Annotated in this window: 7 protein-coding genes; 4 read left to right on the forward strand and 3 right to left on the reverse strand. The window is 66.4% G+C overall.

Translation table 11 applies throughout. The features are described from left to right. Positions 1-131 precede the first annotated feature (131 nt). Positions 132-1,043: a M28 family peptidase gene (locus tag WEA80_08055; GenBank protein ID MEX1186530.1), complete on the reverse strand. Its 912-nt coding sequence runs from the start codon at positions 1,041-1,043 to the stop codon at positions 132-134. Continuing rightward, positions 1,040-7,399 carry a cell surface protein SprA gene (gene sprA, locus WEA80_08060; protein MEX1186531.1) on the reverse strand — a complete coding sequence of 2,120 codons (6,360 nt, stop codon included), beginning with the start codon at positions 7,397-7,399 and terminating at the stop codon, positions 1,040-1,042. Before sprA ends, WEA80_08055 begins: the two co-directional genes overlap by 4 nt. On the opposite strand from sprA, the gene WEA80_08065 reads away from it, so the two are divergent. The 4 genes from WEA80_08065 (at position 7,385) to WEA80_08080 (ending at position 11,859) form a co-directional block, all read left to right on the forward strand. Beyond that, entirely contained in the window at positions 7,385-9,007 is a 1,623-nt protein-coding gene (locus WEA80_08065) for an LptF/LptG family permease (GenBank protein ID MEX1186532.1), read from the forward strand. The genes sprA and WEA80_08065 overlap by 15 nt on opposite strands. After that, complete coding sequence (locus WEA80_08070) at positions 9,004-10,089, forward strand: LptF/LptG family permease (protein ID MEX1186533.1); 1,086 nt, start codon at positions 9,004-9,006, stop codon at positions 10,087-10,089. The genes WEA80_08065 and WEA80_08070 overlap by 4 nt, the downstream gene beginning before the upstream one ends. Then, on the forward strand, positions 10,086-10,844 hold the full coding sequence (locus tag WEA80_08075) for an ABC transporter permease (GenBank protein ID MEX1186534.1): 759 nt from the start codon (positions 10,086-10,088) through the stop codon (positions 10,842-10,844). The genes WEA80_08070 and WEA80_08075 overlap by 4 nt, the downstream gene beginning before the upstream one ends. A 133-nt stretch (positions 10,845-10,977) precedes the next feature. Then, a complete protein-coding gene (locus WEA80_08080) occupies positions 10,978-11,859 on the forward strand; it encodes an MlaD family protein (GenBank protein MEX1186535.1) in 882 nt (293 codons plus the stop codon). A gap of 155 nt (positions 11,860-12,014) precedes the next feature. Here WEA80_08080 and WEA80_08085 read toward each other — a convergent pair. Next, positions 12,015-14,387, reverse strand: a 2,373-nt coding sequence (locus WEA80_08085; protein ID MEX1186536.1) for a hypothetical protein, incomplete at its 5' end; no start/stop codon positions are given.

The raw sequence follows: 14,387 nt of genomic DNA on the forward strand, positions 1-14,387 counted from the left end.
CGATTGGGACGTTTCCGGGAGATGGAAAGCAGGAGCCACGCAGCGTTACGTCCGAATGTCAGTTGCCTGACGGCTGACTGCTAACGGCTCACTGCTCACGGCCTGGATTCCGGTTGCCCTAACCTGGACCGTCAATCACCGGCCGGCAGCACCAACGCAGCGGCGACATCCCCCACCTTCTGCAGTGATTCCGCCGAGATCTTGTCGATCGTGTCGCTCGGCTTGTGATGATCCGGGAAATCGATGTCGATCACGTCGATCACGCGCAGCCCCGCCCGCAGCAGCGGCAGGTGGTCGTCCGTGATCGGCATCTTCTGCTCGGGAATGAAGACGTCGGAATACCCCAGGTCCGCCGCGACCGACCACACGCGCTGCACCACCTCCGGCGCCTGGCGCACTGAATGGATCTCCTGGTAGATCTGGAGATCGCGGTCGCCGATCATGTCCCATACCACGCCGAACAGCGGCCGGTAATTCGGCCACGGAATGTTGCGCGCGAAGTAGCTGGAGCCGATCAGCACGTCGGTCATGCTGTCGAAGTTGCCCCAGTCCTCGCCATCGACGAACAGAAAGTCGACGCCCACCGCCGGCGGCGTGGACTGCAGGAGCTCGCCCAACGCGATCAACAGTCCCACCCCCGACGCGTTGTCGTTCGCGCCGGGCACCGGCAGCGCGCGCTCCGCCGCCGTGCCCGCGCGGTCGGACTGCGGCCGCGTGTCCCAGTGAGTGACGTACAGCACGCGCTCCGCCGCCTCCGGCCTGAAACGGGCGATGATGTTGCGCTGCGGGATCCGCGCGCCCGTCGCGAGCGTGTGCGTCCATTCCTGCGTGAACACGGTGTCGGCCGACTCGCGCATGCGCGCGAGGATCCAGTCGCCGGACTGCCGCCACCCGTCCGTGCCGGGAATTCTCGGCCCGAACGCCATGAGCGTCGTGGCATGCCGCAGCGCCGACTCGCCGCTGAAGCCGGTCGGGCGCCACGACGCTTCCTTGTCGCAGGCGAGCAGCGAGCACGCGAGCACCAGCGCGGGCCAGTTTGTCACTTCAAGTCTCCGCCGAAGAATTGTAGATGCAGGACCGCGCTGAGCACCGTCTGCGTGATCTCGCGGTTGAAGTTGCGGTCAAAGCTGGCCACGCGCGAGATGAGAAAGCTGGACGCCAGGTTCTCGCCCACGTCGGTGTCCGCGCTCAGCGTCAGCGCGCGCCGCCCGCTCTCGAACAGGCGGCTGGTGTTGTTCAGCGCCAGTGGATTGATGACGAAGCTGGATCCCTGGCCGCTCTGATAGCTGAAGCGCGTGCGCACGTCGCGGTGCTTTCCCTCGCCGGCCGGCAGGCGGAACGGCATGCCGACGTCGACGTTGTAGTCGGTGTTGCGCGACCGGCTGTTCACGCCCGGCTTCGACTCGGCCCGCCGCACGCGGCTGAACCCGCCGCTCGTGGTCAGCCCCGGCACCAGCGCCCAGCTCAGCGACAGATTGATCGGATAGCTCCTGAAGCGGCTGCCGCTGCGGTCGTCGGCTCCCGCCGACTCCGGGTCGGGCGTGCCGAACCGCTGGTCGGTCTCCTGCGCGCGGGCGCTGAACCCGACGCTGGACCACAGCCACGACAGGCCGCGCGGCGCGCCGTTCCACTGTATGCCGACGTCCGGAAATACGACCTGGGTCCCGTCGGTGGTCGTCGCGCCGCCTTCCAGCCGCCGGATCCAGTGGCGCATCGTGTGCTGCTGGTACCGGCTGGTCAATCGCGCGCCGAGCGGCAGCTGCCAGCTGTTGCCGATGGAGAGACGGTTCGTGACAGCCGCGCTCGTCGCCTGGCTTCCCTTCACGTTCAGGAACCGGCCTGCCCCGCCGAGCGCGAACTGATAGGAGAGCGGCGGATCGATCGCCGTACCCTCGAACACCGACACGACGTTGCGGTTGAGAGCGACCTCGAACGGACGCAGTCCCCGCAGCGCGCGCCGCAGCCACAGCGAAGAGTCGCCGAGGAACGCCAGAGCGCCCGGCAGATCGATCGACAGCCCGCCGTTCAGGACCTGGGAGTTGGCGAGCCGCCGCGGTAGGCGCGCCTGGCGCTCGCCGCCGTCGGGCAGCAGCCTGTCCGTGTAGAACAGCGCGTTGGGATCGCGGATCATGTGGTACGTGCTGGCAAAATCGAGCCGCGGCCTGAGCCACGGCCGCACCACCGGCGCGAAGTTGATCGAGCTCTCGATCGCGCGCTCCCGCTCCAGTCCCGCGTCGACTCCCGCGAGCGATTGCTCCTCCGACTCGGCGATGATACCGAGCGGGGTGGAGGGATCGTAATCGCGCAGATCACGCACCGAGCTCAGATCGAACCGGGCGCGCAGCGTCTGCATCGGCTTGAACGCGAGCACCGCGCCGTTCCGCCACGTGCGCGACAATCCGCTCACGGGACTGGGTTGCTCGCCCGGAGTCGAGGCGGGGCGAAAGAAGGAGAAGCGCTCGTCGCTCCCCTTCCGGTATACGCTCGATACGAGCAGCTCGACCGGCGACCAGCGCGAGACGTTGGGCGCGAGCGCGCGAGTCAGGTTGAATTCCGCGCCGAGCATGAAGTTGCGGGCGCCTCCCTCCTGGAATTCGCTGCGCGCGGTCGCGGACGTGTAGCTGCTGTTGAGCACCAGGTTGTTCAGCAGCGGTGCAAGGGCGCCCCCTTCGAGCGGCACGGTGCGGCGGACGCTCACCGTGTAAGACGCGGCCGCCGACCGCGGCGAGCGCAACCCGTCCACCGCTTCCGCCTGGATGTCGGACTGCGACAGGAACAAGGGATCCGCGGCCGCCGAGGTGTAGCTCAACGTGACGGGAATGGACAGCCCCAGCGAGCGCGGCAGCAGCTTCTCGAGCCGGAACGCCGCGCTTATGTCCACGGCGTTGTCGCCGAGATACTCCGGCTGCTCCGCGAGCTGGCGGAAATGCGGATCGCGGCGGCTGAAGCTCAGCCGCACGTCGCCGAAATCGCTCGCCACGATCGACGCGGCGAACTGGCCGGCGAGGCCCGTCTCGTCCACTCCGTCCGCGAGCCTGATGTCATCGACCCACAGCTCGAGCGTATCCCCCGGAGCGATCGGCCGGCTCCCGCCGCCCTCGCTCACCCGCACCATGCCGACGGCGAGCTCCTGCACCGAAGCCAGGTTCGGCGCGCTCGATCCGGGGGCGATCGTGTACACGACGTAGCCGTCGGCGCACGCGGCGAAGCGCCCGCCCGACGACACACCCGCGGTCGCCGGCGTATTCGCTATGAGCACGGAATCGAGCCCGGTGCACGTGTTGGCTTTCGAGCCCGAGAGAAACGCGTTCTGGATCTGGGCCCTGAGCGCGAAGAACTTCTCGAAGTCCACCCGAATCTCCGGCAGCCACGCCGCGCGCGTGGTGCCGCCGTTGAGCGGCGTCCGGTACATGTAGAAGTTGTTGGGATCGCGGCCGATCTTGACGAAGAAGTGCAGCTCTCCGTCGGCGCCCCAGCCGCCGTTGATCCCGCGCGCCCACAGGCGGAGCTGCTTGTATCCCATGAAGTTCTTCTGCCCTTCGGGGAAGCGGTAATACGCCTCGGCCCGCTGGTATCGCTCGATGCCGCCGGCGGTCAGCCGGAGCGAGCGCTCGTTGATCTGCACGCGGGCGGACGAATGCGCGATCGTCTTCGTGTCGGGCTCGTCGATGACGCCGGGCGGCGACTCGTAGTCGATCCCACCGGTGCGGTTCCGGTCCTGCGTGCCGATGACGCCGGCAATCACGTAGCCGCCCGCCGCCGGCCGCTCTCCCCCGATTCCGACCAGCGGCTTGTCGTCGCGCTTGAGCCACGGCGCGCCGGTGAGCCGCAGCCGCGCGAGCGCCACGCGGACGAACTCGTCCTCCGCCGTTCCGGCGCCGGAGATCATGGTGATGCGCAGCGCTCTCACGCGGCGGAGCAGCGCTTCGCCGAGTGAATCATCGGGCGAGCGGAACGGCACGCGGACCAAAACCCAGCAGACCTGCTGTACGCCGCGGGAGTTGAAGGTGCGCGGCGCCGGCGCGCACCGGCCGACGCGGTTGAACGACTCGGGCTTCGACAGGTCCACCACGTACCTGCGCCACCGCTCCTGCTCCCGCTCCGCCTGCGTCAGGTTCAACACGTTGTCGAAGTCGATGTCTTCCTCGTCGAGCCGGTTGTTCCCGACCGTGCAGTTGGCCCGCGAATCTCCCAGCAGTTGCGAGAACCTCGCTCCGCCGACGCACAGCGGATGACCGTGCAGCGTTTCGGCCCCGCCGGCGGCCCCGGCGATCAGGGTCAGCCGCTCAGCCCTGTCGCCCGGAAGGCCGATGTCGTCGGTCGTCACGTTGAACGCGCGGGAGAACTGGTCGCGCTCGCTGTCCATCCGGTCGAGCCCGCGGATCGCGCGGCCGGAATACACGCTGTCCGACACGGCGGTCGGGCCGCCGACGATCCGGAGCGTGTCCGGCGCGAATACCAGCGTATTCTCCGACACGTCGCCGAAGTCGAACACCAGCAGCGGATTGCGCGCGCGTCCCTCGGGGGAAGTATCGACCTGCGCCCAGAACTCGAGGTTCTCCACGCGGGAAAGATCGACGCCGGATGGACCGAGCACGGTTCTGATCGAGCGCCAGCGCCGTCCGATCGCGGTGGCCTCGGTGTTCCACTGGAAGGCGCGCTTCTCGGCATTGTACAGACCTCCCACCGAGAGCGGATACAACGTCATCCAGAGGAGCGTCTCCGGACCGGCGACGCCGCTGCCGAACAGCTCCGTCTGCGGATCGATCTGCCTGATGGTGTACTGCACCGGCCTGCCGCTGACGTCGAGCCCGGCGCTCTGCCACGCCATCGTCGCGGCGCGCTCGACCGCCAGCACGTCGCTGCCCGCTCTCGGCGCCAGCGCCGTCCCGAGCGCGGGCTGGCTGCTGTAGTACCAGATGCCGTCGGTCAGCGGAATCTGGATTCCGCCCTCTCCCTCGAACGACTCGATGAACGCCTGCAGCGCCGAGTGGGGTCGCGGGCGGCTCATCGCGAGCTCGCCCGATACGCTTATGCGCGACGGCACCGACGTGCGGCCGTACGGCAGCCGTGACACGAGCCGCGTGAGCGGGTCGGCCTCGAAGTCGAAGAGGCCGCTCACTCCCGCCACCAGCGACCCGACAGGCTCGAACCCGAGCGGCGGCCGGTTGAACGTCGTCTTCTGCGACTGCGAGATCGCGGTGAAGCTGATCTGCCCGCGCTCCATGAGAAACTCCGCGGCCGCGCCGGTGATGGACGTGGGCGTGTCGGCGAACAGCGGGTTCTCCTCATACTGCACACTCACCTGCCGCGGCCGCGGGAAGAGCGTGTCCGGGCGCGCGAACGTCACGCGACCGAGGTCGTAATCGACCGTATAGTCCACTCCGCGCGTCAACAGAATCCCGTCCACGTACAGCCGCTCCGAGCTGGGGCGGAGCTGCACCGAACCCAGCATCAATCCGCCCGCGTCCCCGCCGCCCTCGGCCTGGTACCGTATTCTCATGTGGTACAGCGCCCGCGGGCGCTGGGCGGTGTTCAGATGCTCGGACGGCGTGGAGTAGATCGCGTCGTTGGAGGGATTGCCGCCGCCGGCGAGGCCGTCTCTGGCAAACGGCCGCGCGGACGGAAAGATCAGAAACTGATCGCTGATCATTCGCGCGGAGCTCGTCGAGAACCCTACCTGCAGGTTGGGGTCGGACGGACGCGGCCAGAGCCGGTTCTCGAAGTCGAACGTCGAGCTGTTCGTCTCCTGCGCCAGCCCGAACGCCTCGAGATACGTCTGCGCAACGCCACTGAACGGCCTCTCGTGATCGGTGCCCGCGGCCGTAACGATCTTCACGCTCACGGACGGCCGCACGATTCCCGCGCCGCCCACGCGATACACGCTCCGGATCTCGCGGTTGAACGCCGGATCCCCCGGCGCGACTTGCGGGTCCCAGAGCAGGTTGGCGAACTGCTCCCGCTCGGGGACGAACTCGAGGTCGGGGGTGCCGCCGGTCGTAACGTGCGTGGTGTCGCGGCCGTTGACCCGCACGCGGTACGCGACGACGAGCCGCTCCCTGTCTATCGACAGCGGCCGCACGAGCGCGATCCATAGCAGCGACGGGTCCGCGTAATAGTCGATCCCCTCGCGGAGATACTCGTACACCTGCCCGCGGCGCGAGCGGGGATCGCCGAGCAGCCGGAACTGCGGACCGCTGGGGGTAGCGGGCTGCGCGCCGATGAGCAGCCGGTACACGAACAGCCGCGTGGGGCGGAGCGTGTCCGGCAGCGTCGCGGCGGCCGTCTCGAGCGCGCGCGAATCGAGGAGGTCGATGTTGGGATAGCGCCCGAAGAGCCGCGGGTCCACGGAGAAGAAGAAGCGGCGCGGCTCGAACTGGTAATCCTCGATGTTCCTGTCGACCGCCTGCAGCGTGCGGTCGCCGACCGTGAAGACGCGGTCGGCGACGATGTTTCCCTTCTGCTGCGCCATGATCGTCTTGAGCCGCATGGGACCGAGCCTGGTGATCGCCTGCAGCCCGGTGTTGTTGCTCGGAATTCCCGCGGTGATGAAGCGCGACCTGGGCGGCTGGAACGTCACGTTGCCGATCTCGAATCGCTCGAGCAGGTCCTTCTCCCTCCCCTGGTAGTAGATCGAGATGTTGTTGGAAGCGTCGAACTCGCGCTGCGAATCGTAATCGACGTTCACGTGGATCCGGTTCGCGACCACGCCTCCGGAGCGGAGCGACGCCTGGAAATCGAACAGCGGCTCGAACCCCGTGCGGCAGCCGATGACGGGATCGAAGCCGCCCACGGCCGAGCACCGCTCGTTGACGGCGCGCTCGGCGCGGAACTCCACGCGCCCGTCGAGGTGCACGGAGAGGTCGGTGTAATCACCGAGCAGCGTCGCGGCCCTCTCCGCGACGCCCGACGGCGGCTTCGGCGGAAGCTCTTCGGGAAACGTCGCTGAACGGGCTTGCGTGGCGAACGTGCGCGCCTGCACCTGGCCCCAGGTGGACTCCATGATGCTGCGCACGTTCTGCTGAAACGCCGTCGCGCGCGCGGCCGCGATCTGCTCCTGCGCAAGCCGGAAGGACTCGCGCTCGCTCAGGGCGCGCACCGTGGGCAGCCTGAAGGGCAGCGAATCCGGACCGATCCTCAGACGGACCCCCACGGGCGGGACGCCGGGGCGCGGGGCGCGGACCGTATCGCTGCGCACCGTATCCCGCGGCACGGGCGGGATCGTATCCCGCGGCACGGGCGGGATCGTGTCCCGCGGCACGGGCGGGATCGTGTCGGGAACAAGCCGCCGGCCCGATGTGTCGGATGACACGGTGATTTCGCCCGCGGCGGCGAGCGAGACCGCCGCGATGAGCGCGAACAGCCCACCCGTATATTTCACGCCGTGAAGATACTTCACAGGTACGTTCTCAAGGAGCACGTCGGCCCGCTCACCTTCGCGATCTCGGCGTTGACGTCCATGCTGCTCCTCAACTACGTCGCGAAGCGCTTCGGGGAGCTGGCCGGCAAGGGGCTGCCCTGGTCGGTCATCGGCGAGTTCGTGGGCCTCACCGTCCCGTTCATCTTCGCGATGACGTTGCCGATGGCCGTGCTCATCTCGACGCTGTACGCGTTCAGCCGCCTAGCGGCGGACAACGAGATCACCGCGCTGAAGTCGAGCGGCGTGGGATTGCGCCGCGTCATGGCCCCCGTGATCATCGCCGCCGCGGCGATAACGCTCGGCATGATCCTGTTCAACGACCAGGTGATGCCGCGCGCGAACCACCGCCTCGCGGTGCTGCATCGCGACATCGTGCAGAAGAAGCCCACGTTCGCGCTCCGGGAGCAGGTGATCAACGAGCTCAGCCCCGGAAAGTTCTACCTGCGCGCCGGCCACATCGACAAGAACTCGAACCGGATGCGCGAGATCACGATCTACGATTTCGGCGACGTGGGACGGCGCCGCACGATCCACGCGGACAGCGGCAACATGGCGATGTCCAGCGATCAATCCGACCTCCTCCTGACGCTGTACGACGGCACGCTGCAGGACGTGCCCGCCGCCAACCCGACGCAGCTGCAGCGGCTCTTCTTCAAGGTCGATCTGGTGCGGGTGCGCAGCGTTGGCAATCAATTCAAGGAGAGCCAGACGGGAACGTACAAGGGCGAGCGCGAGATGACCGTTTGCGAGATGGAGCGCACGAGACGTGATGCCCAGAAGACCTACACCGACGCGCAGGCGGGGTTCGCCGAGCGGCTGCGGGACGCGAGAGCCGCGAAGATCCAGCTGAGCCGGGAGGTGCTCGAGCTCGACCGGGATCCCCCGGGAGACCTGTCGTTCGGCGGGGCGTACTGCGCCCTCCTCGGCGCGCTCGGCTCCATCGGCGGCGATCGGCCCGACACCGGCGCCGCGACCCGCCCGGGTGTAGCGCCATCGCTCGGGCTTGCCTCCCGGGAAATGGACGCCACGCCCGACAGCCAGGGGCCGACGATGGCCCTGCGCGCGGTGCCGAAGCCGGCGGCGCTCAACGCCGGCACCCGCGTATCACCGGTTCCACCCGAGACGCAGGCGGTGCTGCCGGCACTGCTCGACGCATCCCGCATCAGAATGGTCGAGGCGGCCCGGGTCATGAATCTCTATTCGGTGGAGATCCACAAGAAATTCGCGCTCGCCGTCGCGTGCATCGTGTTCGTGCTGCTGGGCGCGCCGATCGCGCTGCGGTTTCCCCGCGGCGGAGTGGGGTTGACGATCGGCGTGAGCATCGGGGTGTTCGGGCTCTACTACGTGGCGCTCATCGGCGGCCAGTCGCTCGGCAACCGCGGCATGGTTCCGCCCGCCCTCGCGATGTGGGGAGCCAACATTCTGTTCGGCGCCGCGGGGCTGGTGCTGCTGGCGAAGCTCGGGACCGAATCGGCCACGTCGCGCGGCGGCGACGCGCGGGAGATGGCCGACTCGTTCCGCGCCTGGCTGGCGCGCCACGTCGCCCGCGTGGGCATCCGGCTCGAGCGCCGCAGGCAGACTCCATGAGACTGCGCGTGCGGCCGCTGGACAGATACGTCTTCGGCGAGTTCTGGAAGATCTTCGTGGCCACGGCGCTCGGCTTTCCGCTGCTGCTGATCGTGTTCGACCTGACCGACAACCTCGACACGTACCTGAACCGCGAGCTGACGCAGGGGGATCTTCTGCTCAGCTACGTGTACTGGCTCCCCGATTCCGTCTTCCTGATCCTGCCAGCGGCCGTGCTGTTCGCCACGGTGTTCTCGATCGGCGGGCTCACGCGCCACTCCGAGATCACCGCGGCGAAGGCGTCCGGGATCAGCTTCTACCGGGTCATCGCGCCGATCTTCGCGGGCGCGCTGCTGGCGACCGTCACCGGACTGGTGCTCGGCGAGCTGGCGCCGTTCGCCAACAGGAAGCGGCAGGAGCTGCTGCGCGCGGACCAGTTCACCGGCGGCAACGAGCGCTTCAACTTCGCGTACGCCGCCGAGCAGGGACGGGTATACAAGATCGGAGCGCTGCGCGTCAGCGAGCGCACCGTGCACGGGGTCGACATCGAGCGCAAAGGCGCGGGGCCGGAGTATCCCAGCTACGTGCTGTCGGCCACCAGCGGCACGTACGAGCCCGGGCGCGGCTGGCTGCTGAAGAACGGCGTCATGCACGTCATCCCCGACACGTCCCGCAACATCACGTTCACCTTCGACTCGGCGCGCGCGCGCTACTTCGATCAGCGGCCGGTGGAGCTGACGGCCTCGCCCAAAGCGCCGGAGGAGATGCGGTTCGCGGAGCTGGGGCGGTTCATCCGCGCCATGGAGCGGTCCGGAGCGGACGTCAATCAGCTTCGGGTCGAGCGGATGCTCAAGATCGCGGTCCCGATGACGTGCATCGTGATCCTGCTGTTCGGCGCGCCGCTCGCGACCAGCACGCAGCGCGGCGGCGCGGCGTACGGGATCGGGATCAGCCTGGCGACGACGATGATCTTCCTCGTGCTGATCCAGCTCACCAAGGCCGTCGGCTCGAAGGGACTGCTCCCGCCCGACCTCGCGGCCTGGATACCTAGTATTCTCTTCGGCGTGACCGGGACGTATCTCTTTCTGCGGGTGAGAACTTGATCGAAGCCGTCGGCAACGTCTTCGGGGGGATAGGCGCGCGCGCCTACTTCGCGCGCGACATCGGCCGCGGGGCGGCGTCGCCGCGAACGTACGGGCCCGAAATCATCGGGCAGATGCGGAAGATGGGAGTGGATTCCCTGCCGCTGGTCGCCGCCGTCGCGGCGTTCATCGGCGCGGTCACCGCCGTGCAGACGCGATTCCAGCTGCTGCCGGGAGTCGAGCTGACCGTCGTGGGATTGATCACGCGCCAGTCGATCGTGCTCGAGCTCGGCCCGTTGCTCACCGCGCTGGTGCTGACCGGCCGCGTGGGCGCGCGCATCACCGCGGAGCTCGGGACGATGCGCGTGACCGAGCAGATCGACGCGCTCGAGACGCTGGCGTACGATCCGGTGGCGTATCTCGTCGTGCCGCGCCTGATCGCGTCGATCATCATGGTTCCCCTGCTCACGATATTCGCGGATTCGATCGGGATCCTGACCGGCATGTTCGCGGCCCAGAGCGTCGGCATCTCCAACGCCGATTTCGCCGAGGGTTTGCGCCTCTCCTTCGCTCCGTTCCAGATCTTCTACAGCCTGCTCAAGGCCACGCTGTTCGGAACGGCGATCGCGTTTTTCTGCGCGTACGAGGGATTCTATGCCGAGGCGGGCGCCGAGGGCGTCGGCCGGAGCACCGCCAGCGCCGTGGTCGTAACTTCCGTGGCGATACTGATGCTCGACGCGCTCACCGCGATGGTGCTGGCCAGGTACCTGATTTGAGACAGCTTTTGGCTGTTGGCTATTGGCTATTAGCTAACCGCCCTGGTTTTCCTACGTTTCCGTCTGGCCAATAGCCAAGAGCCAACAGCCAACAGCTTCTTCAGAGCCATACGATGACATTGCAAACCAACCGATGAAGCGACGCGACGAGGTTCTCGTAGGCATCATCGTCACCATCGGCCTGATCGTAGCCATCGCCGGCACGGTATGGCTGGCGCAGGGCGGGCTGGAGCGGGGGTATCCGCTGTACGCCAAGTTCCCATGGGGCGAAGGGCTCAAGCGCGGGCAACCAGTGCTGCTCTCGGGCGTGACCGCCGGCTACGTGGACAAGGTCGAGTTCATCCCGACCGGCGGCGTCATGGCCACGCTCAGGATGACCGGCGGCTACCGGGTGCCGAAAGGGACGCGCGCGTCGGTCGTTCCCGCGGGCTTCTTCGGCGACAAGGCCGTGGCGCTGGTTCCTGACCGGCCGAACCCGGTCACGCACGCCGAGGGCGACACGCTGCCCGTGGCCCCGAGCCCGCCCGGGGTGGATCAGCTCGCGGCCAAAGCTGATTCAATAGCCGGGTCGGTTCAGGCGATCACGCGGGAGTTCGAGCGGGAGCTGGTGTTGGGGCGCGGCCTTGCCGAGTTGCGAGCCACGCTTGCCGGAACGAATCGGCTGGTAAACCAGTTGAGCGCAGTCGTTACGGCACAATCGCGTCAGTTGGACGCCACTATGGCATCACTTCGCCGAGCCGCGGCAGCCGTGGATTCCGCTAAAGTCGATTCCACCCTCAGGAACATGCAGGCGGCGAGCGCCAACGTCGTGGAGCTGTCTGCCGAGCTCAGCCGGACGTCGGCGCAGCTCAGCGCGACGCTGGCCAAGCTCGACAGCGGAGAAGGCACGGCCGGCAAGCTCCTCACCGATCCCGCGCTGTACAACGACGTCCGGCGGCTCGTGACCCGGGTCGATTCGCTGACGCTGGACTTTCAGCGCAATCCGCGGCGCTACATCAACCTCAGCATCTTCTAGCGCGGCGAAGGGCGTCGGCCGCTCGATCTCCCGCCCCAGCTCGTGGTCGACTGGAGCTTGAGCAGGAACTCCACCCAGCCTTTACATGAAAAAAATCCCGCCGTGAGGCGGGATTTTTTCCTGCGAAGCACTGCTCCGGCTAACCCATGGCGGCGTTAGTTGAAGTTGTACCTCACGCCCAGCTGAATCCGGTAAACGTCCCCGGTTCCGGCGGTCGGCTCCAGGGTCTCGGTCAGGAGCTTACCATCGACATTCTCCAACCTGTAGAGCGCCCTTCCCTGCGCGTCGGCGCCGCGAGCGATCAACGGCTGGTTTTCCACCATTCGCTGGCCTATGCCCCAATTCTTGTTGAGGAGATTTCCGACGTTAAGGAAGTCGAGCCGCAGCTGCAGGGAATTCCGGTTTCCGGAGACGCTCCCGAAGACCTCCTGCGAAAGACTGAAGTCAGCTCTCGTGACCCTGGGAAGAAACACGGCGTTGCGCTCGGCATACTTGCCTCTGTTCGCACTGAGATACTTATCCTGCTTGATGTAAGCGTCCCAAGCGGCCGCCTGTTCTGCCGCAGTGAAGGTTACCGCGCCAGAGGTATACGTCTGGAAGTTCATCTCCGACACGTCTCGATGGATGTAGATGAGGTCGTTACTGAAGCCGCCATCGCCGTTCAAGTCGCCACTGAAAGTGTAGCTCGTGTTCCCAATGGTGCGGTTCTCGAGGAACAGCGACGCGGTAGTTGCGCCGAAGCTGAAATACTCCCTCCGGATCGAGCCGGCCAGGAAGAAGCGATGCCCCGGCGAAGTACCCGCGTACGCCAGCCCCGGCCTGTTCGGGTTGCCTGAGTGCGGGTTGTTGTTCCATGATCCGAACGCGATCGAGCCAGGATCGACGGTATTTTTCGCGACACCATAGCTGTACGCCGTCTTGACGTAAGTGCCGGCGCCGAAGGGTTTCTCGAGAGACCCCGCGAGGTTCCATGAATAACCGTCGTTCTGGTTTTTCAGGACGATCGCGCTGGTGATGTTACTGTTGAGTCTGTTACCCCCGACCCATCGCGGCCGGGTGTCGGCCCCGGAGAACCGGGACTGATTCTGAGCCAGATTCGCGTTGATGTAATACACGCCGTTCACGTCCCGGCTGTACAGGAACTCACCGGTTCCGACAAGCCCGAATGGCAGGCGCTGGTCGACCGCGACGTTGGTTCGCCATAGCTGGGGAAACTTGTACGTCGAATCAGTAAGCGCGAGGCCGTAGCTCGCCGCCGGGGCGCCGGTTGCGCCACGCTTGTAGTGGTCCGGGTCGGGATGGAAGGGCCGGGCAGTCGTGTTGTCCAACTGCTCGAACCCGGTCAGCATGCCGTTCTCGCCGATCTGGTTGGAGATCCACACATACGCCGGACGCCCTGTGAAGATTCCGGTGCCGCCACGTACCTGCGTGCTGCGCGTGCCGGTCGGGTCCCAATTGAAGCCAAACCGCGGGGAAATCAAAATGTTCCGGCCCGGCATCTTGTCGGTCGCGAATCTGACCGGAGCGCCGAATTCATCCCGGAACGTCATGCCCGGAACGGCCGGGTTCTCCAATCCGGTCTCGCTGAAGCGCGGCACGTCGAACCTCAAGCCGAACGTAAGGCGCAGCTTGTCGCTGACGCGCCACTGATCCTGCCCATAAATGCCGGCGTAGAACACCTCGAGCGGTTGAATGGGCTTGTCCTGTCCCGGAATGTTGGACCAGCGCACCTGGAATCGGCGCAACGTCACCGGCGACACGGTGCGATTCGGATTGGCGAGATAGTCGTTCGCATCCGTGTAGAAATCGGACAGCGAGTTGTAGACGTACGCGCTCTGCGAGCCAGGGAAGAACACGTTCTCCGACTCGTACCACTCGGCGCTGACGCCCGCCGTGAGCTCGTGGTTGACCCCGTGTCTCGTGAGGTTGTTAAGGAACTGGATGCTGTTGTAGCGGAGCTCGTTGCTCGGAGTGAACGGCTCGAATCCGAAGGAAGTGTAAACGGAGCCGCTGTTGAGAACGTCCACCATCGGGAAGAAAGTGCCGTTGAACCCACGGCTCTCGTCGTGGCTGGAGTAGCCGACGACCATGTTGTTCGACATGTCGGTACCGAATGTCGAGTTCCATTCACCGGCTACCGATTTGATGTTCTCCAGAATCTTGTAATTCGAGTTCTCGAAATTCAGCCCGCGCGAGTTGCTTCTGCGGCTGCCGAAGCCGAGCGAAGAGGAGTTCGACATGAGAACGTCCGTGTCCGACTCCAGAATGTTGAACCGCAAGCTCAGCTTGTTCCTGTCGTTGACGTTGAAGTCAAACTTCGTGAGGAACCGCATGGCCGGCGTCTTGTTGTCGTAGCCCTGATAACCGCCGGTCTCGTACCCGAAGTTGCTGCGCAAATAGCTGCTCAGGTTGTCCAGGTCGGAGGCCAGGACGCGCGTCACACCTCCTTCGACAGGCTCACCGCCGGTATTGGCACGGAAAGTGGTTCCCGGTGAGGTCAGGCCGTCCACCTCATAATTGACGAAGAA

The organism is Gemmatimonadaceae bacterium (assembly GCA_040882285.1).
Lineage (GTDB): Bacteria > Gemmatimonadota > Gemmatimonadetes > Gemmatimonadales > Gemmatimonadaceae > JACDCY01.